Source organism: candidate division KSB1 bacterium (genome assembly GCA_016214895.1).
Taxonomy (GTDB): domain Bacteria; phylum Electryoneota; class RPQS01; order RPQS01; family RPQS01; genus JACRMR01.
Genome location: JACRMR010000012.1, coordinates 183,472 through 204,256 on the forward strand (window position 1 = coordinate 183,472; position 20,785 = coordinate 204,256).

Below are 20,785 nucleotides of genomic sequence, written 5' to 3' on the forward strand. Positions count from 1 at the left end.
TACATCCGGATTCTGAACGCTATTTGAGCAGCAGCATCTTGCGCGCTTGCCGGAATGAGCCACTCTCCAGTACATAGAAATACTGTCCCGTCGCCAGGCCGTTCATGTCATAGCTCAGGGTATGAACACCCGCGGGAAGACTCGCGGCCAGCGGCGCGGCGACCAGTTCGCCCAATAGATTGTAAACCTTCAGCGTGGTGAAGCCGGGTTCCCTTAACGCGAAGCGGAAATTCGTCGTGCTATTGAACGGATTCGGGAAATTCTGCTCGAGCACGTACGCCAGCGGCAGAGTTCGAGGATCGCTGTCCGGCACATCCTCCGTGATCTCGAGCGTGACCGGCAGAATGAGCAGGGTATCCGCGGAATTGGTGTTGATGCGCAGATTCACGTTGTAGATATACGGACGCAAACCGGCGGGACTGAAGTCCACGGAAATCTCCATCCGCTGATTAGCCGGAATCTGCGAGATCGCGGGGGTCACGGAGATCCACGAGGTGTTGAACGCCACGTCATGAACCACCAGCCTGTCAACCTGCGGGCTCGACAAGATCGCGCCGAAGACGACGAGTGTGCTGTTCCAGCCTGACGTGATCGTGCAGCCGGCAGCGCGTTCAGTGGCGCCGTTGCCCAGCGCGGCTACAAACATGCGGGCGCCGGTAACCGGATGAATCTTCCAGACCCCGGCATTGCCGTGCGCGGGATCCTGTGCGAAGGCGTAGAGGAAGAAGCCGTCGAGGTCCCCGCCGTGCCAGGCCAGCCCGGTAATATCCAAGCCAGACGGGAAGCGCGTCAGGATCTGGCCCTGACGATTCATCTCATACAGATCGACTTGCCGGTCGGTCACCCAGAAATGATCCGTCGCGGGGTCGTAGGCCAGCGAGCCATTCGGATTGCAGGGACCCGCTATCGTATCACGGATGACTCCGTTCTGATCGACTCCGTAAATATTCTCATCGCCCGAGCCGTAGATGTACGTGCCGTCGTAGGCCATGTCGAACCAGCCGGTCGCACCCTGACCCGGTTGCGGCAGCGAGCCAACGTAGTCACCCTCCAAATCGTAGCGGTAGAACTGCTTGCCGTTCTGACCGCCGGTCACCCACCAGTAATCGCCGACGAATTCGACGCCCTGCACGATCAAGTCGTTGGCACTCTGCGAGATGGGGATTCCGGTCACGCTGTCCCACGGATCAATGTGATTGCCGCCGGCCACGAATTCGACCGCGATCGAGTAATCGAGTGGTCCGTTGCCGTTGTTGATCATGTCAAAGGTCGCTTCAACCGGATCGCCCGGCAGCGTCACGTAGATCGCATCCGTCGAGAGTTCGACCTCGGGATGCGACATCGAGAAGCTGACGGTCTCCGTGCTGTCCAATTCGACGACGATGTTGTCGCGAGTGGCGTCATTGTAACCGAACTTACTCCCGCGGACCGTGTAGGTGCCGATCAACACATTACTCAGCGTGTACGCGCCCGACACATCCGTCGTGTCACTGTAATTCTCGCCGTCCAATGTGACGACGGCACCGGGCAGCGGTTGACTGGACTCCGCGTCGAGGACGGTTCCGGTGATCGTACCGAAGGCGGTGCGCGCTTCGGTCGTGAAGACTATGCAGCGACCCGGCGCCAGACTTTGCGCTCCGGCGGCCGGCGAGTTATTCCAGCGATACTGCAAGCCGACCACGTTTCCCGGAGCCTGAATACCGATCGTGGAATACGGTATATCATTGTGCTGGCTCTGGGTTTCGTAAACCTGCTGATACTGGTAGATGATGATGCCGTTCCCGTCACGAGTGGGATAGAATGCCGGGTCGAGCAGAATGATCTCGAAGTCCAACGGCGCCGTGCCGAAGGCGTTCTGCGCCTTCCACTGAATGATGAAGCGATGATTCGGCTGATCGTAATAGACGTATTCGCCTTGATTGGTGGAACTGGTCTTGAGATCGTCCCAGAACACCGCCAGCATTGCCTCCGGAGACTGCTGGCCGGGAATCGGATAATTGCGGAAATGATCCTGATCAGCCTGACTGCCGAAGGCCGCCCAGCCGTTCGAACAGATTGTGATCTGATCGTACGTCTCGCCGTAGAACGTGAAATCAAACGGCAAGTCGCGCAACCGCGAGTAGATCGGTGAGCTGCCGTCCTGCACACCCTGATCGTTGATATCGAGATTCGTCCCCGATGCGCTCACGTCAACATACGCGAACGCGCGCACCGGCTCGTAAGGCTCGCCATTCACATCTTCGTCGTTGTTCTCGTAGGCATAATAGCCGTACGCGTCCGGGCCGGTGGGATCGGCCGGCGCGATGGAGCCGACGGTGAAGGAAAACACCACCGTGTCCTGATGCCCGTTGTTCGAGTTCAGGAAGAGCTGGAAGCGGGCAATGTGACCGGGGTAGGCCAGCGGATGCGCGCGTACCACGAACGGCGAGGCGCTGGTCGCATTCTGGTTCACGGCGATGTTTCCAAACGAGGCCGTGCTCGTGAAGACCGACACGAAGCTGGAGTTGGAACGCAGCGTGCCGGTCGTGTTGTTCATGACAAGGTCGCCGACGTTGCGAATCGTGAGCGACAAGTTTACCGTCTCATTCGGCTCCAACAGCCCATCGCCGTCGCCGCCGGAGATCGTCTTGCTGTTGAAGATCGCAATCCCCGCCTCGCCCTCGATCACAAACGAACTGTAGGTAACCTGGCCACTGGCCGTCACCTGCAACGTGAACAGCAGGCGGTGAGCGTCGATCAGGAGCGGAGCGACCTGCACGCGAAAAGGTGTGGAAATCGCGGAGTCGCCGGGGGCGATATTGGCATAGCCCTGGGTCGAACTCACGATGTTGACGTTGGGATCCGCTGACGTCAGCACTGCCGAGACGTCGGTGCCGATTGCGGACGTGCCGAAGTTCCTGAGATAGATCGCCAAGTCGATGAGTTCGCCCGGATTCAACATACCGTCCGCGTTACCCGATGTGCCACCGGCATTGTCGTCGTCCAGCGAGAAGCTGGCCAGCGACACCATCTGCGCGGCAGAGACACACTGAATATCGGCGAACACGGGCTTGTGATTCCGCTTGGAAACCGTGAGCGTCATGTTGCCGGGCGTATTCACTGTGACGGGAACATCGATGAAGCCGCCGGCATCCGTGAGCATGCGCGAGTAAGTCTCGTTTCCTTTCCAGAGCACGACGAGCGCATCGGAGATGGGCTCACCGGTCGTCGCATCTGTCACCTGCGGTCGTACGCGACGGGAACCCACGTTCACCGTTTGCGGATAGGAGACGTTCATGACCGTCGGAGTGCGCGTCCACATCGAAAGCGCCGGCTCACCAATCAGGTTGTTCCAGTATATGAAGTTCAGCGCGTAACTGTCCGAAGGGAACGAAGTAACTAACTGTGCTTTGGCGCCCGCCAGCGCATTGCCGATATGTTCGACGGCAAGATTGCAGATGTTGTACACCAGTCCGCCGGCGACCGTGTTGTTGTACTGCACGTGAGTACCCCACGTCGCCGTGCCGATACCGCAGACGGCACCCTTCGGATTGGAAGAAGTCCCCGCAAAGAACCAGGACTCGTTCAGTCCTTCATCATTGTCGAAGTCGCCCGAGCCGCAGGTGATTGCCAGACACAGCGGCAGTTTGAAGCCATTGTTCGTGCCATTCGGCGAGTTGGAGTTCATTTCGCCGACGACCGTACCCCGCCACAGGAAGAAAGCGATTCCCTCGTTGAAGCGCTGGGCGATCAGTGTGGGGTTTACCGGACCTTGATGAGTGGCGAAGTAAACCGTGTCCTTTTCCGTGGCCGTGTAGAATTCCTGACGGGCCCAGGCCATCAGGATGCGATTGGAAGAGAAGCCACCGGAGACGCCCGCGTACAGAAACGCGCGACGGAACCAGCCGGTATCCGCCATATAGGGATCGGACTCGTAGCTGCGGATCTTTGCCCAGGCCGTCGCGAACTGACCGGCGTTGCGCCCGGAGATGCGGCCGATGCCGACGTCTTCGATATGGTCGCCGCCGGCGACTGCGGCGAACGGATGATCGTAGTTTCCGCCGCCGGTGGGCATCCCAAACGTGCTCTGATCCTCCGGATCACCGATGATGCAGACGAACTCGAGCGGCGGATCAAACGCGGCGTAAGCCTGCTGCACGGCCGTCGCCATCTGGCCGGCGCTCCAGCTTGTGCGGCGATCAATGACCACATCGTAACCCAACCGCTTCTTCAGCGTCGCCAGCGAATCGGCCCAGCCGTTGACGGTCGCGTGGTCCTTGCAGAGAATCAGATACGATCCGGGGTTGACCGTGATATCATCCAACTCGCTTTCATCGAGATTCACGATCATGTTCCGGTACATCGAGGCAAAGTTGCCCGAAGGGCGCCGCGGATTCAACAGCTCACTCTCGCCCGGCGTGTTGTTCGGCACCAGCTCCGCGTTGAGGTTCGTGTAAAGCCGCGCTTCGTGGCGAACCGGATTCACTTGGACCGGGAACAACGTGACGCGCACGACGCGAAAATCGCGGAAGATCATCGGTTCGCTGACGATCACCGGTTGAGCCGGATACCAGGCATCGGCACCATAGATGCCCGGGTCCTGATGCGAGAGCGAAGCGAAGCCCTCACCGCGTGTGTCCATGGCCATCGGATTGACATCGGCCAACACGGTAAAGTCGGCGGCGAGCACATTCAGGTCAACCGATCCCGTATTCGGGATGCGATAGAGCCGGGAAATCTGCGGAACGGTCGGCGCGCCGTCAACGTAATACAGCTCCTCCCCGGCCATGGCAAACGCCTGCTGCGACTCAAAATTCAGCAGCGTGTCCATGATCAGCACCTCAGGCTGGGTAAGCTGAATCACCGTTCCACCCAGCGGCGCGTTCGTCACCGTCAGGGCGGCATTCTGGCGGCCAAAATCCAGACTGCCCGGAATCCGGACGTCCTCGGTTGAAAACGACGCTCCCGCCAGGGTCAACATGGCGAGGAGTGGAAGCATTATTCCGCGAAATGCGCTCATCTTCGGTTCCTTGGTGCTATTCCCTTGACCGGCCTACCTCTTGCCGGACATTCTCCGACTGACGAGGCGGAAAGTAACGATTTTTCCGTGTCGAGGCAATAGATACACCGGCCTGTCTGAATTTGCTCCGGATTGCCCGCAAAAAAATCGTGCTAACTTTGCACGACCAATAGATCCAAACCCGATCCGGTTTTCACGCTAAACTATGATATTACAAGTCCATAGAACATCATCGCTAATTTACTGTTATGCCACGAGTTGCAGAATATTGCCTCGGGCCCTCGGCGGGTCAGCAACTCTATAGTCAATCCCATCTACCGTAGTTTAGAGCACCCGTGTTCGCGAGAGCGGCCGCATCATCGACCACGATAACCCCCGTGCGTCCGAGACTTCGAGATCGCGATGCTCTTGAGAACGAGCACTTCGCGCCGTATATTGTACTATATCCAGAGGCCGCCGTGCACGTTCAAGACCGAGCCGGTGACATAGGAGGCCTGGTCTGACACGAGGTAGAGGACACCGTCGGCGATGTTCGCCGGGGTTCCGACTCGTCCGAGCGGAACCTCATGCGGCATCCACTCGCGCATCCGCGGAGTCATGGAGTCGTTTTCGACAAACCCCGGGTTGATAACATTGACCCGGATTCCCTTGGCGGCCAAGTCGCGAGCCAGAGTCAGGGCGAGGATTACGACCCCGGTCTTGGCAATCGAGTACGCCGGAGACTCGCTTTGAGAGCCGACGCGCTCGGCGTTCGGCGCGCCGATGAAAACCAGCGAGCCCCCGGATTCGCTGCGGCTCATCAGCTCCACGGCCGCTTTGCTGACCAGAAACGCGCTCGTGAGGTTTCCGTCCAGCATTGCGCGCCATTCCGCCAAGGTGGTTTGCAGAATGCGTTTGACCAGAAATGGTCCGGCGTTGTTCACCACGATGTTGAGGCGACCGAACTCACTCTGCACGTCACGGAACATCGCCGCGACCTGAACCTCGTCCGAGACATCGGCGCGCAAGGCGACGGCCTTGCGGCCCATGCCGTTGATCCAATTCACGACTTCCTGCGCTGTGTCTTCGCGCTCGAGGTAGTTGATTGCGACGTCACAACCGGCTTGGGCGAGCTTTAGCGCCACACCGCGGCCAATCCCCCGCGCACCCCCGGTCACCAATGCAACCTTGCCCTGCAATTCTTCGTAAACCTGCATAGCGTGAATGGCTCCTAATTCCCGACATTACAGAAACTCATGGCCCTGGAGGACCGTATGAAACCGCTGACTTGGTTCCGGCTCGCGTTCGTGCTGCCGGTGTTGATCGGCTGTGCAGCTATCGAATCCGCATCGGCACAAACCGTCATCGACACCGCGTGGGCCGTGCCTCCGGATGGCGGAATGGACTCCGTCTGGATTCAATTGCCCGCCGGTTACGATCCCGCGCGCCCGCCCGCGATTTTGATCTGGTGGCATCAGCTCGGGGCGCGTCCGTGGGAAATGCGGGACTACACGGCCTTCGACTCCGTCGCCAATGCGCGTGGCTGGATCGCCGCGACATCGTACGGACCGCATGACCGCCATTGGAATACCCGACGCGCGCAGCATTTCGTCAACACCATGCTCAGCTATCTCACGGCCTACCATCCGTTCGCCCTGGATTCGATCTACATGATCGGCGGGTCCATGGGATCGGCGGCCGGACAAATCTGGCATAGCAACAACTGCGGTTCGCACGACTTCCTGATCGCCGCGACCGCGGGTGGCTCGCAGATCATCGACACCGAACGCCGCCAGATCGAGTATCTCGAAACCGAGCCGACCGACACGAATCGCTCGATGCGCGCGGCCTTTGGTGGACTGCCGTGCCATCCCGACGAATGTCAGAGCTTTGACAGCACAGAGACGCCGGGGCAGTTTCGCTTCGAAAACCTGCCGTGCGCCGCACCGCGCTGCGACAGCATCGGCTTCGAGTACCACCGCTACTCGGCAGTCTATCTGACTGACACCACGAAGTCCATGCACTTCAACTGCGCGTATCTGCCCGTGTACAACACGTGGGGCGGCGATGACCTGGAGCGTGATCGCTACGGGGAAGCGGCTCAGCTCTACGCGACCTTGCGCGCCGGGTTTCCCGCTCCCACGCGAACCTTCGAGGCCAGCGCTCCGGGACACGGTTTCGGAATCATGAACGTCGGCGACATCGCCGACTGGCTGTCGCAGTTTGCCGCCAACCCGCAACCGGACACGCTCTCCCTCACCGCCGATGAAGACGACGAGTACTACTGGATGCGCGCGTCGGTGAGCAGACCGTACGTGTTCGGTCGCTGGGGCGCGGAGCGGAGCATCAGTGATCGCATCCTGAACCTTGAACTGCTCCGCAATCTCGACACGATCGGCGTGGACATCGAGCCTTTCCAGCTCGGCGTCGCCGAGCACCTGCACGGGGTGTGGACGCAACGTGATCCGCTGATCAGCTCGACCGTCGTCATGCTCTACCCGCTTGGCGAAGTCGGCAACGTACAGACGCCGGGCGGAACCCCGGATTATCATTACGATCAGGCCGCGCTGACGCTGTACGTCACGTTGAGCGCGGACAGCATCTACGACTTGACCGTGAGCGGCGCGGCGGCGGTGTCGAGACGGCCGGTCGTCGTCCCCGACGCGCCACGGTTGACGCAGGCCTTTCCCAATCCATTCAATTCACGTGTGACATTGACTATCGAGAGTCCGATATCATTTGTCGCGGACCTCGATGTCTATTCCATTATGGGTCAACGAGCAAAGACTGTTCCCGTACAAGTGAGAGCCGGCGCATCGACCGTGACTTTCGACACGGCTGAGATTGCCAGCGGAACCTATTTCGTCACCCTGCGCGACTATCACACGACGCCGCTTAAGATCGTGCTGCTCAAATAGCGGAGATTCGCCCGGTCAAGTGCTTGAAGCCGACGGTTCGCCGCCGGCTTCTTGCTTGCCCGCTTTCGCGCCGCGGCGAATCTTCGTCAGCTTCTCCACCATCTCGGGGATCCCGTCGATCACCCAGTCCCACCGCGAACTCTGGGGCGTCAGCATCATGGCCCGGCCGTCCTCAATGATCAGAAAGCCGACCGGCGATATTGAGAGCCCGCCGCCACCGCCGCCGCTGGACTTGCCATCAGGCTTGCTCAGCGGACCCGTGCCGGCGCCAAAGCCCAGCGAAACTTTCATCACCGGCAGAATCGTCATCGAGCCCGCCTGCACCGGTTCACCCACAATCGTCTTGGTTGAAAGAATCTCTTTGAGATTCTTCATCAACGTGTCCAGGATCTCAGTTGCCGTCGAATCGCTCATCGGGATTCCTCCTTCAATTTTCCGCCCTTGCGAGTCCAGAGCGCGTACATCCGCCGCACCGGGATCATGGACAGCAAACGCACGCTCGAAATCGTCAGCCGCAGCGGAATCACGGTCACGTCCACCCTGAAATCAGCGCGCGGTCGATCCGCCGTAAAGTCCGCGGTGAGACTTGTGGCAAGCGAAAACGGCAGCGCGCTTACCCCCGCCAACGCCAGACCATACGCCATTCCCGTCAACGCCGGGTCGGGCGTGGCAACCGTCACGTCGAGCCGTCGGATGCGAATGCGCACACAGCGAAACTGGCGCTGCACTGCCCGATAGAGGTTGCGCCACTCGACGTCACGGGCGAGGGAGATCCAATCCGCGAATTCATCCCACATCACCTGCGGACCCGACTCGGGCGAGTCCGCCGGCTCGTCCCGCAGCGCCGGCGACGCCGCGCCCGATCGCCTGAGCGTGCGCGGCAGCGGAACGCGCACGCCCGCCACAATCAGACGCGCCGACCGCAACCCCGCCACCTGCGAAAACTGGATTCCCCAAGGCAGCAGCGAAACGATCAACAGCGCGAGCAGGAGTGCACCGAGCCAGATCATTCCAGAAGCGTGTGCGCGCTGCGCACCATCTCCTCAAGCAGCGCGAGGGAGTGCTCGAAGTCCGGCCAATAGAGTGTGGTGTTCGGCGAGTGAATGTAACGGCAGGGAACTGCCAGTACACCCGTCAGCACGCCCGCGCGTGACAGGTGAATCGACCCCGCGTTTGTGCCGCCGTAGATCGGCATCTTGACCTGATACGGAACCTTGGCTCGCTCGGCACATGCCATCTGGAAATCGGACATTTTGCGCGGCACAATGATGCTGTTATCAATCACGGAGATCACCGGGCCGTTGCGCGCCGCACAGGGCCGCTTTTCCGCGGGAACACCGGGGAAATCCGAACCAATCGTGCCCTCGAGCGCGATGGCGAGCTCCGGATCAATCGTGTACGCCGCGACCCGCGCACCGCGCAGCCCCACCTCCTCGGATGTGGCGAAACTCGCGTACAGCGTCAGCGTGGTCTGCACTCGGCCCTCCGCCAGCGCCTGCAACAGAAGAATCAACAGGGCGCATCCCGCACGATCATCGAAGGCCTTGCCCATCACGTGGTTCGGCGCGAATTCGAAATAGGGATACTCAATAACGCCGGGATCGCCGACGCGCGCACCCAGCGCCGCGGCTTCCGCCGCGGAGGTCGCGCCGATATCGATGAAGTAGTCCTCGGCCTTGATCGTCTTCTGCTTACTGTCATCCGACAGGACATGCGGCGGGGCCATGCCGATCACGCCGTGATAAAATCCGCCGTCGCGACCTTTCAACTTCACGCGGTGCGCGGGAAAGATGCGATCATCCCAGCCGCCGATCTTCGCAAACCGCAGAAAGCCGTGCTCGTCAATGTAGCGAACCATCACGCCGATTTCGTCCGTGTGCGCATCCAGCATCAGCTTGCGCGGACTCGATCCCTGCTTCACGGCAATCAAGTTGCCGATCGCATCAACATGAAATTCATCGACGAGCGGCTTGATCTGCTCAATGATGTACGCGCGAACGTCGTCCTCGTGACCCGAGGGTCCGAACGCTTCGCTCAGGTTGCGCAGGAGTTCCTGCGCCGTCGGAAAATGCTGCTTCGGCATCGCTTGTGACTAAGGGTAGGTGTGGAGTGCCTGCGCGAGACGCGCGCGAAGCACGGGGTCCGGCGCGCCGGCAAATCGCGCGGAGAGTTTACGGAACGGAGTCGCCTCGGTGACTTGCGCCGTGGCAACCAATGCGGCGCCTTGCACGCGAGGCTCCGGATGATCGAGATAGCGCTTAACCGTCGGCGCGATCAGCTTGAGGTCCTGCTTCAACTTGTCGTCGGTCTTCCAGCGCTCGGCCAACAGTCCGCACGCCAGCAGCAGAGTCTCAAGTCGGTCGGTCTCGCGCAGCGAGAACTCCTGCTCGAGTCGCAACAGCACGCGCGTGTCCTGCGCGGCGATCGCCATGATCGCGGCGCTGCGCACCGTATAGGCGGGATCGACAACTCGCTCAAGAATCGCGTCGAAGCCGCGCGGGTCCTGCAGCTTGCCCAAACTTGCCACCGCGGCGATGCGTTCGCGCTCCACCGTGCTCGATGCAAATGGGATGAGCTTCAAGGTCGCACTCGTGTCGCCAAGATCGCCAAGCGTGGTCAAGATCGCCGGGCGGACCCGCGCATAGCCGCCATCCGCGAGTTTGGAAATCACCAGCGGGACGGCCGGTTTGTATTTCAGCTCGCCGTAGATAACAAGCGCGTTCCGCTGTTTCCAACGATCGGCAGAATTGAGCGCCTGTTCGAGAAACGGCGAGGCCGCATCGGGCTTGGTCTTGAACAGCTCCGTAATCGCGCGGCGTTCCAGCGCGTCATTCGTGCCCAGCTTGTGCTCACCGACCCACGGAATTGCGCCGGCCTTTTCATTGAGCGCGAGCCGCGCGCGGCGGACCTTCTCCCGATTGTCCGTCACCTCCCAGAGCGCCGCTTCACGGAACAGGTCCGCGAGCGAACGCGTCGTATCTTCCGCCACGAACTTCACATCCGGCTGAGCTTCACGCGGCGTCGTCGAATCGCGCGGGACATCGTAACCCACGGCGTAAATGCCCTGAAACCAGAGTGACGAATCCGCACCGCCGTTGACATACGTGTCTTTGCCTTCACCGTCAACAAACACCCCGAGATTTCCGAAGCTGCGCGCGGGTCGAACCGCGCCCTGGCCGAAATCCGGCTCGGAAACCGCGTACAAGTCGTTGCCGCGGCCGTCAATGAAGAGCGCTCCGCTGTTGGTGATGGCCATGCCGTGACCGCCGGAACTGATGTATTGATCGTCGCCGGTATGATCGTAAAGCATGCCGACCGCCAGATCATGCGCTCCACCCTGTCCGGGTCCAAACCGCGAGCCGTAGCGGTCATCGCCGGAAAGATCCTCCAACACGCCCGCGGCAAGGTGAATTCCGGAGCCCTGCGAATACTGCGTCGCATCGTAGGCGTCGTTGCCGCCCTCATCGAGCAGCGCGCCGAGGCTGTACCAATAGCCTACACCCTGCGCGTATATCTCCGCGTTGTAGAAATCGTTGCCGCTTAGATCGCGGAGCAAGGCAAATCCGCCGCCGCCGCGCGGCCGCGAACCGATGGCGAAACCCTGCGCGAACGAACGATAGTCTTCCGGGCGCAACGGCGCGTGAGTCTCGAAGCCGCCGGCGCGGTAACAATCGTTGCCGCCACCCTCCACGAGCGCGGCTACCGCGAAGGTCGAGGCAAAGGCCTGGCAAGAATGATAGGCGTCGTAAAGATCGCGGCCGTTCCCGTCGCTAAGCACCGAGACTCCGCAGACGCTCGCGCTTTGCGAGAAAATGCCGGCGCGATACGTGTCGTCACCGTTGGAATCAAACAGGAAGGAAGCACCGCAGAACGCCGCGCTCTGACTGAAAGCCCCGGCGCGGTAGATATCATCGCCGCTGAGATCGGCGAGCGCCGCGACTCCGAGGATCGCGCAGGCTTGATCGCACATCGAGCCGGATACGTAAGCGTCGTTGCCTTTGACATCAATCACCGCCGACACACCGTGCCCGATCTGACCGACAGCGGACGCGACGCGACGCACGTAACGATCGTCGCCGCCGAGATCGATGATGAAGGCGAAGTCCCCGCTATACACATTCGGGCCGCCGCCGCCCATCACAAATGTGCCGTAGGGAGTCGCGCGAGTGGCAAGGACCAGCCCTTCAACACCAGGAGCCGCAGCGGTCATGAACGGCGAAGCCTGCTTTTCCCAGGCAGCGGCCGTCAGCGCCGTGCCCCGGGCGAGGGCATACGCAGCAGCCGCAAGCGCCTGGCGGTTGACGAGGGACAGCAGCGTCAACACACTGTCCGACGTCACCTGCTGCGACGTATCCACGGCCACGCCAAGCGCGCGATGAATTGAACCTTTGAGCGTGTCGTCGCTGGCGAGATCCTCGTCTTCAAACCACAGGGGTATGGCCAGCAGCAGCGCCTGTTGCTCGGCGACGCTCAAGCCGCCGAACGCCTGCGCGCGGTAGCCCTCGGCCAGCGCAAACGCACTTAGCATCGGCTCAAACGGATCTATGAGGTGTGACTTGGCGGCCGCGAGCTGCGCGTCGATATCGCGCGTTACGACCTCGGGCAGTTCCGCATCGATGAAACCCATCAGCTTATTCACAAGTCCCGCGGCGCTAACATCGACCGGTGACGCCGCCGCAAGCTCATGCGCAACTTTGTAGGCGCTGATTGGACTCTCAAGCGACTCGCGAATCTTGGGCAACAAGAACGTGTCATCTTCCGCCCACATCCGATCCGACGCGAAATCCGCGACGGTCAGCCCCGCGAAATTCAGGGCCGAATCCAACTCCGCCGGGAGTGACTGCGCGCGCAGACCGGCCACACACCAGGCGGCCAGTGACAACGCAAGGCACAGGACCGGCAGTCTATTTATCATCATGTTCAATTGGCGAGTTGACCTCATAGTTCACACAGAGCAGGGACACGCCCTTGCGCTGCCGGAGGCGCAGCCACGGAGCGGTCACCAGATTAGACAAACTGTAGAATCCGGAAGCGGACAAGGTACGGTTGCGGAACGGCCAGCGCGCGCCTTCGAGCGAGCAGCCGGCGCACTGCTCGAGTGGCAGCCAGGAAAAGACGGTGCCCGCCGGCAATTGGAACTCCCGGAGGCGAGCGCCTCGCAACATCATCACCACGGTGCGGCGCGTCAGGAGCGCAACGGTCACACCCCGAACGCGCGCAAGCGTCTGCAGGGAAACCAACGCATGATCGACTCGCTCCGAAAACAGACCGCAGGCGAGCACCTGAGTCAGACCGAGCTTGCGGCATTCTCCCAACGCTTTCGGAAGATCAGACTCGCTCTGGTCCGCGAGATTCCGGATGACCGCCCCTCGACCACGCGCCCAGCGCAGCGTCGCGGGATTCACCGAGTCCAGATCACCGACCACCAAGTCCGGCGCAAGCGCCAGCTTTCGCAACACATTCGCCCCACCGTCCACCGCAATCACGTGCTTGCTGCGGTCGCGTAGCTCCCGCAACAAGCCGGCTCGTGGCGCGTCACCGTTGCCGATCAACAACGCGTCGTATTCCGGCGCGAGCAGGCTGTGGATAAGCGAATTCAAACACGCCCCGTTGTGGATCGATCCCGAGAATGCACAGAGCGAGAAACCGCCGCTCCCGCGACCAGGGACATGAATTCAATCACGTCTGGTCCGTATGAAGCGGGATAGACACGAGGCGACAACTCCCGTCGGCCGCCGCCCGGGTTGCCGACGGAATGTGATCGAACAAGAACGCAAAGCGCCGCGCAAGGCGTTGTCCCCCACGCGGCGCCTTCATAGCAATGGATAGCGGTCAGGCGTATAGTCCGCGAAGTTCCGAGGCCTTCGAGACCCGTTCGATGCCCGTAATGAACGCCGCCACGCGCATCGTGCACTTGTACTTCTTCGACGTCTCGTACACCGCATCAAACGCGCGATTAAGAAGACGTTCCAGGTCCGTGTTCACGCGCTCTTCCGGCCAGTAGTAACCGTAGTTGTTCTGCACCCACTCCAGATAGCTGACGATGACACCGCCACAATTGCACAGAATATCCGGAACCACGAACGTCTTCTGCTTCTCGAGAATCTTGTCGGCGTCATGATCCAGCGGACCGTTCGCGCCTTCGGCGACATAGCGCGCCTTGATCCGATCGGCGTTCTTCTTCGTGACCTGCAGCTCGAGCGCGCAGGGCGCCAGGACGTCCACCTCAAGTTCGAGTAAGTCCATGGCATTTTTCAGCTTCTTGGCCAGTCCGGTCTTTTCAAAGCCGCCTAATCCGTGGTGCTTCCGCGTGTAGGCCATGGCTTCATAGACGTCGATCCCCGCCGGATTGTGGAACGCTCCGTTCACATCAGAAATCGCGACCACCGTACAGCCGTCTTCATGCAACAACTCGGCCGAGTACATGCCGACATTGCCGAAGCCCTGCACCGCCACCGTCAAGCCGGCCAGCTTCTCCTTGTGCACCGCCACGGCTTTGCGCATGCTGAACAGCAGGCCGCGGGCGGTCGCTTTCACGCGCCCTTCACTGCCGCCAATCTCCAGCGGCTTTCCGGTAACGACGCCCGGCAAATACTCGCGTTCGTGCATCGAATACGTATCCATGAACCACGCCATGATCTGCGGCGTCGTATTCACATCCGGAGCCGGGACGTCACGCTGCGGCCCGAACATGTCGTGCATCTCCGCGAAGAACCGGCGCGACAATCGCTCCAACTCGTTCGCCGACAATTTGGACGGATCCACAATCACGCCGCCTTTGCCGCCGCCCATCGGGATGTCGGCCACCGCGCACTTATAGGTCATCCAGAAGGCCAACGCCTTCACTTCGTCAAGATTCACGTCCTGATGGAAGCGAACGCCGCCCTTGGCCGGACCCCGCGCGATGTTGTGCTGCACGCGATAGCCGACAAAGGTCTGAACCGAGCCGTCATCCATCCGCACCGGCAGGTTCACTTCCATGATCTTGCGCGGGACCTTGATCATGGCGATTCGATTCGGTGAGAGCTTCATCAACTGCGCGGCCTCGTCGAACTGCTTCATCGCGTTGTCAAACGCGGATGCCCGCTCGTGGACGTCGTGTTGAGGGTGAATGGACTGCTTGGTCTTGGTTGGCGCAGCCGCGGAGTGCTTGGCGGCTGAGGTGGATTTTGCTTTCATGTTCAGGCTTTGTAGGTGGTCCAAACGAGTTTGGAGTGCGGCGTTCGCCGTCCGTAGGTATCTTTGCAAAAATACGTGAAAACTACCAATTAATCAAGTGAAATCGGCGTTGTCAGAGCCAGTCCGCTACGCCGACGCTCGGCGCAACCCCCCGCCAATCCGGCGCGTTCCATGTGAAATTATGCGCAAAGATGCCCGGCCCACCGCGCTTACGCCTCTCGGACCAGCCACGCTAACATGGATCTCGTCGGAGCCCCCTCGCGGCGGAAGGACGCGAATCGACGGTCGGCGTACGTACATGGCGGCCGCTCGGGAATCGCGTCGGACGGTAATCCGTTTTCCAGCAGATCGATCGTCAGAGCTGCCGCAATGTCCAGATAGGCCCGGCTCGACCGGTGCGCCACCGTCACCGCGCCAAAACGGGAAGCGAATTGTGCGGCGACCTCCCCGCCGACTTCGTAAACCGCTGCGGAAATCGCCGGGCCAAAGGCCACGCGGACGCGGCGGGGGTCGCACCCGAATTCGGTCTTCAGCAAGCTCAGGGTCTTCCCGGCCAGTCCACCAATCGTGCTCCGCCAACCGCAATGCGCGAGTGCAATGGTACGTCGGTCCAGGTCCACGAGGTACACGGGAGTGCAGTCGGCGTGAAGAGTGGTGAGGACCAGTCCGATATCCGCGGTCACGAGCGCGTCTGTCGCAGCAATGCGGTCCTCCCGCGTCAGCATGCCTCGACCGCCATCCGCGCGCCCGACCACCGCGACCTCGCTCCCGTGAACCTGATCTCCGCCGACGGCTGAACGAATGTTTAAGCCAAAACGATCAAGATAGCTTCGACGGCGATTGACAATGATTTCGGGTGATTCCCGGTCCCAGCTCATGCCACCGTCCGAACGCAGGGAAATGCCGCCCCTGACCCAACTTATGTAGGGAAATGGTGTCCAGGCTGGAGATATTGTGGTTTGCAACTCTGGGCCAGAATGGCTATCTTCGAGGACTCAAAACCGAGGAGGATGACGTGGCCTACGACGCGCTGGACTACTATCTGCTGAATGATCTTTACACCGAAGAAGAGCGGCTGATCCAACAGACCGTCCGCGAGTTCGTGAATGATAACCTGATGCCGATTATCGAGCACTGTAACCGCGATGGGCGGTTCCCGCGCGAACTCGTGGCGAAGGCGGGTGAGCTGGGACTGATCGGTGCGCCCTATCCCGAGAAGTACGGTTGCGCTAACCTCGGTCCGATCGCCTATGGCCTGATCAATCAGGAAACGGAGCGGGGCGATTCCGGGTTCCGCTCATTCATTTCGGTGCAGACCAGCCTCGTCATGTATCCGATCTTCGCCTTCGGGAGCGAGGCCCAGAAAGACCACTGGCTGCCCAAACTCGCTACCGGCGAGAAGATCGGCTGCTTCGGCCTGACCGAGCCGGACTTCGGCAGCAACCCCGGCGGCATGCTGACCCGCGCGGTCGAAAAGGGTTCGCACTACGTATTGAACGGCAGTAAGGCCTGGATTACGAACGGCACGATTTCCGACGTCGCCATCGTCTGGGGCAAACTGGACGGAGAGGTCCGCGGCTTCATTGTCGAGACGGATCGACCTGGCTTCTCGGCGCCGGAGATCAAGAACAAGTTCTCGCTCCGGGCCAGCGTCACCTCGGACTTGATCCTGCAGGACGTCGAAATCCCGAAAGAGAATATCCTGGCGGGAGTGAAGGGACTTAAGGGTCCGCTTTCCTGCCTGTCTCAGGCGCGCTACGGCATCGCTTGGGGCGCCAATGGCGCGGCGATGGCAGTCTATGATGAGGTGTTGAAGTACGCGCAATCGCGAATTCAGTTCGACAAGCCCATCGCGTCATTTCAACTCGTGCAGAACAAGCTCGTCTGGATGGCTACCGAAATCACAAAGGGCCAGCTCCTCGCGTATCGCCTCGGCCAACTCAAGGACTCCGGCAAGCTGCGACCGCAGCAGGTCTCCATGGCGAAGCGCAATAACGTGGGCCGCGCGCTGGAGATCGCCCGCGTGGGTCGCGACATCTTGGGCGCGAACGGGATTTCCAACGAGTACAGCACGTTCCGCCATATGAACAACCTGGAGAGCGTGAATACTTATGAAGGCACGTACGATATTCACACGCTGATTATCGGCGAGGACCTGACCGGGATCGCAGCCTACGCCTGACAGGGCGGCAACCTGATCGAATGAGAGCCGGTCGCGAGACCGGCTCTTCTGCATTTGAAACCCTGCCGGCTGAGATGTCGATTACGTCAGTTCCCGCGAATCCAGAACCTTGATCACCTCGGAGGCCATCTCGAACTTATTGAACGGGGGCATCAAGTAAGTGCCCTGCACAAGGTGGCGGGAGGAGAGCAGGTACTGCTGCGCAAGCTCGACGCCGACGCGCGCGCCGTCCGCGCCGGAATTCTGCATCGCCGTGCGGATCTCTTCCGGCACAAACATGTCGGGGATTTCGTTGTGAATGAACTCCGCATGCTTCGACGAGCGTAACGGGAGGATACCCACGAAGATGGGAATCCGGCAGAAGCCCGCGACCGCGTTCAGGAATTCCTCAAGCGTGCGAACGTCGAACAGCGGCTGCGTGAACGCGAACTGCGCCCCCGCATCAAGCTTCTGCTTGAACCGGTCGTACTCCAATGGCAGGTCCGTCGCCGTCGGGTTCACGCCCACGCCCAGCAGGAAACCGGTCGGCTCTTCCATCTTGCGCCCGGTCAAATCAAGCCCCGTGTTCATGCGCGAGACGAGCTTGGAAAGTCCAATCGAATCCAACTCGAACACGCCCTTGGCAAAGGGATAATCGCCGATACTCGTCGGATCGCCCGTCACCGCCAGAATGTTGTGTACGCCCAGCGTGTGGGCCCCGAGCAGTTCCGACGACAACGCGATCGCGTTCCGGTCGCGACAGGAAACATGCAGCAGCACGTCGATGCCCGCGTCGCGGCGAATCAGGTGCGCCATCGCCAGCGCGCTCATGCGCGAGCGCGCCAAGGGCGAATCCGCGACATTGATCAAGTCCGCGCCGTTCGCTTTCAGCATCTGCGCGCTGCGAATAAACGGCTCCGGATTGATGCTGCGCGGCGGATCGATCTCGACCGACACGAGATATTTCTTGCCCAAATTCGCGCGAAAATCGCTGTAAGTCTGGCGGCTGCGCGCGGTCTCGATTTCGCCGTCGTCCTCAACTTCCCGAACGGTAATCGCCACCGGCTTGCCCGGCTTGTGATCCTGCACGGCGGCGGAGATCGCGCGAATGTGCTCGACCGTCGTCCCGCAGCAACCGCCCACCAGCGACACGCCCGCCTCGACGAACTTCAACGCGTACTCGGCGAAGTACTGTGGCGACGCGAGATAGATGTAGCGGCCCCCCACCACGCGCGGCATCCCGGCATTCGGCTGAGCGGACAGCGGCACCGTCGCAATCGCCGCCATGCGCTCGATTACATCGAGCATCGCCTGCGGACCGACCGAGCAATTCGCGCCCACGGAATTCGCGCCCAGTGCGGTTAATTCACGCAGCACCTCGCCCGGCTTGTCGCCCACAAGCGTCTTGCCATCTTCCGTAAAGGTCATCGAGGCGATGATCGGCAGATCACTCAGATCGCGGATCGCCAGCATCGCCTCGCGAATCTCGGCGAGGTTGGAAATCGTCTCGACAATGAACAAGTCAACGCCGCCTTCGAGCAAGCCCTGTGCTTGCTCCGTGAAGGCGCGCCGCGCATCGGCAAGCGTGAGCGGTCCGATCGGCTCCAACATCCGGTTCAGCGGTCCCACCGATCCCGCCACGAAGGCGCTCTTGCCCGTCGCGCGACGGGCAAGCTGTGCGCCCGCTCGATTAATCTCGCGGACGCGCTTCTCGAACCCGTGCTCGCCGAGCCGGAACCAATTCGCTCCAAACGTATTGGTCTCAATCAATCGCGCTCCGGCCTGAACGTACTCGCGATGCAATTCCTCGACCACGGCCGGCTCCGATTCGTTCAGTTCCTCGAAGCACGACGCGTAAGAATAGCCGCGCGCATACAGCGCCGTGCCCGTCGCGCCATCCGCGACGATCACTTCACTCTGCAGCCGGTCCAGAAATTCGCGTGAACGGGAATTACTCAACTCAGATACTCACGGTTTCGGCCTGAACGATGCGGCCCTTCTCATCGCGCTTCACGCGCGTGGCCGGATGCGCCGGATCGTGCTCAAACACCAATATCCAATTCTCATCCGCGGCCCGCGCGAGATACTTCTGTTTGTCCGCGAGGGTCGTTACGGGGTACAGATCATAACCCATGATGTACGGCAGCGGAATGTGCGCCGCCAGCGGAAGCAGATCGGTCGGGTACCAGAGCGTCGTCGCCCCATCGCTGAGCTTGACCGTTTGCAGCGCAGGCGTGTGGCCATCGCTGAGCAGCATGTGAATGCCGGGAAACAGCTCGACGTCGCCGTCCAGCAATTCCAGTAGGCCCGCCTCCATCACCGGAACGTAGTTGGCCTCCAGGTAGCTCGCTCGATCGCGATCGAACCGCGCCAGCGCCTGTTCCCACTGCCGCCGCTGCACAAAATGCCGCGCCCGCGCGAACACCGGAACTACGCGAGTGCCCTCGCGCCGGGTCGAGCCGCCGGCGTGATCGAAATGCAAATGCGTATAGATCACATCCGTGATTTGATCGGCCCCGATTCCGCGTTGCGCGAGCGAATGCTCGAGCGTGTTGCGCGTGAAATCAATCGCGTAAATGTCGCGGAACTTCGCATCGTCCTTGTCGCCGATACCGCAGTCAATCAGGATCTTGCGCTCGCTGGACTCCAGCAGCAGACAGCGCGCCGTCATCGCGATCCGATTCAACTCGTCCGCCGGACAGGGGCGGCTCCACAGCGGCTTCGGCACCACGCCGAACATCGCACCGCCGTCAAGCTTGAAATCGCCCGTTTCAATCCGCGAGACGGTGTAGGGGCCAATCGTCATATCACGTCTTTCAATTCACTTTCATGCGGCCACGGCTCATTATTCCACACTCGCCGCGGGTGCTCGTCCACCAGGCGTCGCGCCTCCGCCTCGCCGATCAACTCAACCGCCACGTCGAACGCCGGCTTCAGGCAGAACGTCTGCAGGTGGTCGTCATGCGCATCGCTCATCATCAGGTCGATGCAGCCGGCGCGCACCAGCTGCTTCGCCCGCGACACCATCGTCGGGCCGAACTGTCCCGTCAACGCTCCGGCATCGATCGAAAGCACCGCGCCCGCCGCGCGCAAGGCTGCGGCATGTTCGACGGACTTCACGGCCACGATGAATCGCTCAATATGCGCGAGCACCGGCTGCATGTGGTGCCGCCGGAACACCCGGATCGCATTGATCGCGATTTCGTGCGGAGTTGAGGCCGGAAACTCGAGCAGGAAATAGCCGCGCTTACCGCCATAGCTCGACACCTTGTAGGTCAGCAGCCGCTGCAAATCGCCGCCCAGCATGATCTCCGAGCCGAGCATCAACTGCACCGGGACTCCGGCACCGGCGACCGCCTGTTCCAACTGGAGAAAAACCGACTGAAAATGTCGGTCCACTTCGGCCGTCATGCGCTCGTTCAGGTGCGGCGTGCAGGCCACATGTGTGATGCCCTGCTCCGCCGCTTGTTCGAGCATGGATAGCGCCACGCGCAGGTTGGCCGCGCCGTCATCGACGCCGGGCAGCACATGATTGTGCAGGTCCAGCAA

14 protein-coding genes are annotated in these 20,785 nt (G+C 61.0%); 2 read left to right on the forward strand and 12 right to left on the reverse strand.

All coding sequences use genetic code 11. The features are described from left to right. Window positions 1-19 precede the first annotated feature (19 nt). Both HZB60_07020 and HZB60_07025 read right to left on the reverse strand, forming a co-directional pair. Window positions 20-4,999 carry a carboxypeptidase regulatory-like domain-containing protein gene (locus HZB60_07020; GenBank protein ID MBI5059512.1) on the reverse strand — a complete coding sequence of 1,660 codons (4,980 nt, stop codon included), beginning with the start codon at window positions 4,997-4,999 and terminating at the stop codon, window positions 20-22. Window positions 5,000-5,439: 440 nt separating this feature from the next. Beyond that, the gene (locus HZB60_07025; GenBank protein ID MBI5059513.1) at window positions 5,440-6,195 is read right to left on the reverse strand and encodes an SDR family oxidoreductase; all 756 of its coding nucleotides are present in this window, start codon (window positions 6,193-6,195) and stop codon (window positions 5,440-5,442) included. Between the two features lie 57 nt (window positions 6,196-6,252). Between HZB60_07025 and HZB60_07030 the strand changes: the two genes are divergently transcribed. After that, the gene (locus HZB60_07030) at window positions 6,253-7,896 is read left to right on the forward strand and encodes a T9SS type A sorting domain-containing protein (GenBank protein MBI5059514.1); all 1,644 of its coding nucleotides are present in this window, start codon (window positions 6,253-6,255) and stop codon (window positions 7,894-7,896) included. A 15-nt stretch (window positions 7,897-7,911) separates the two neighbouring features. Here the strand turns inward: HZB60_07030 and HZB60_07035 are convergent, their stop codons facing one another. From HZB60_07035 to HZB60_07065, 7 genes are all read right to left on the reverse strand, one after another. Then, window positions 7,912-8,310: a sporulation protein gene (locus HZB60_07035; GenBank protein MBI5059515.1), complete on the reverse strand. Its 399-nt coding sequence runs from the start codon at window positions 8,308-8,310 to the stop codon at window positions 7,912-7,914. Then, window positions 8,307-8,906 carry a hypothetical protein gene (locus HZB60_07040; protein ID MBI5059516.1) on the reverse strand — a complete coding sequence of 200 codons (600 nt, stop codon included), beginning with the start codon at window positions 8,904-8,906 and terminating at the stop codon, window positions 8,307-8,309. Before HZB60_07040 ends, HZB60_07035 begins: the two co-directional genes overlap by 4 nt. Continuing rightward, complete coding sequence (locus HZB60_07045) at window positions 8,903-9,979, reverse strand: M42 family peptidase (protein ID MBI5059517.1); 1,077 nt, start codon at window positions 9,977-9,979, stop codon at window positions 8,903-8,905. The genes HZB60_07040 and HZB60_07045 overlap by 4 nt, the downstream gene beginning before the upstream one ends. Before the next feature lie 9 nt (window positions 9,980-9,988). Beyond that, entirely contained in the window at window positions 9,989-12,814 is a 2,826-nt protein-coding gene (locus HZB60_07050; GenBank protein MBI5059518.1) for a HEAT repeat domain-containing protein, read from the reverse strand. Further along, window positions 12,801-13,496: a thiamine diphosphokinase gene (locus HZB60_07055; GenBank protein MBI5059519.1), complete on the reverse strand. Its 696-nt coding sequence runs from the start codon at window positions 13,494-13,496 to the stop codon at window positions 12,801-12,803. The genes HZB60_07050 and HZB60_07055 overlap by 14 nt, the downstream gene beginning before the upstream one ends. Window positions 13,497-13,728: 232 nt before the next feature. After that, window positions 13,729-15,075 carry a Glu/Leu/Phe/Val dehydrogenase gene (locus HZB60_07060; protein ID MBI5059520.1) on the reverse strand — a complete coding sequence of 449 codons (1,347 nt, stop codon included), beginning with the start codon at window positions 15,073-15,075 and terminating at the stop codon, window positions 13,729-13,731. Window positions 15,076-15,284: 209 nt separating this feature from the next. Beyond that, a complete protein-coding gene (locus HZB60_07065) occupies window positions 15,285-15,953 on the reverse strand; it encodes a polyphenol oxidase family protein (GenBank protein MBI5059521.1) in 669 nt (222 codons plus the stop codon). A gap of 53 nt (window positions 15,954-16,006) precedes the next feature. Between HZB60_07065 and HZB60_07070 the strand changes: the two genes are divergently transcribed. Continuing rightward, on the forward strand, window positions 16,007-17,257 hold the full coding sequence (locus tag HZB60_07070; protein MBI5059522.1) for an acyl-CoA dehydrogenase family protein: 1,251 nt from the start codon (window positions 16,007-16,009) through the stop codon (window positions 17,255-17,257). Window positions 17,258-17,338: 81 nt separating this feature from the next. Here HZB60_07070 and HZB60_07075 read toward each other — a convergent pair whose 3' ends face one another. The 3 genes from HZB60_07075 to HZB60_07085 are packed head-to-tail and all read right to left on the reverse strand — an operon-like array spanning window position 17,339 to window position 20,785. After that, window positions 17,339-19,195: a bifunctional homocysteine S-methyltransferase/methylenetetrahydrofolate reductase gene (locus HZB60_07075; protein MBI5059523.1), complete on the reverse strand. Its 1,857-nt coding sequence runs from the start codon at window positions 19,193-19,195 to the stop codon at window positions 17,339-17,341. A gap of 1 nt (window position 19,196) precedes the next feature. Continuing rightward, entirely contained in the window at window positions 19,197-20,042 is an 846-nt protein-coding gene (locus HZB60_07080; GenBank protein ID MBI5059524.1) for an MBL fold metallo-hydrolase, read from the reverse strand. Beyond that, entirely contained in the window at window positions 20,039-20,785 is a 747-nt protein-coding gene (locus tag HZB60_07085) for a hypothetical protein (protein ID MBI5059525.1), read from the reverse strand. Before HZB60_07085 ends, HZB60_07080 begins: the two co-directional genes overlap by 4 nt.

Coding starts and splice junctions, on each gene's coding strand:
- HZB60_07065 (MBI5059521.1), bottom strand. CDS start 15,953: ATGAGCTGGGACCGGGAATCACCCGAAATCATTGTCAATCGCCGTCGA.
- HZB60_07070 (MBI5059522.1), top strand. CDS start 16,007: ATGGTGTCCAGGCTGGAGATATTGTGGTTTGCAACTCTGGGCCAGAAT.
- HZB60_07035 (MBI5059515.1), bottom strand. CDS start 8,310: ATGAGCGATTCGACGGCAACTGAGATCCTGGACACGTTGATGAAGAAT.
- HZB60_07050 (MBI5059518.1), bottom strand. CDS start 12,814: ATGATGATAAATAGACTGCCGGTCCTGTGCCTTGCGTTGTCACTGGCC.
- HZB60_07080 (MBI5059524.1), bottom strand. CDS start 20,042: ATGACGATTGGCCCCTACACCGTCTCGCGGATTGAAACGGGCGATTTC.
- HZB60_07020 (MBI5059512.1), bottom strand. CDS start 4,999: ATGAGCGCATTTCGCGGAATAATGCTTCCACTCCTCGCCATGTTGACC.
- HZB60_07025 (MBI5059513.1), bottom strand. CDS start 6,195: ATGCAGGTTTACGAAGAATTGCAGGGCAAGGTTGCATTGGTGACCGGG.
- HZB60_07045 (MBI5059517.1), bottom strand. CDS start 9,979: ATGCCGAAGCAGCATTTTCCGACGGCGCAGGAACTCCTGCGCAACCTG.
- HZB60_07060 (MBI5059520.1), bottom strand. CDS start 15,075: ATGAAAGCAAAATCCACCTCAGCCGCCAAGCACTCCGCGGCTGCGCCA.
- HZB60_07030 (MBI5059514.1), top strand. CDS start 6,253: ATGAAACCGCTGACTTGGTTCCGGCTCGCGTTCGTGCTGCCGGTGTTG.
- HZB60_07040 (MBI5059516.1), bottom strand. CDS start 8,906: ATGATCTGGCTCGGTGCACTCCTGCTCGCGCTGTTGATCGTTTCGCTG.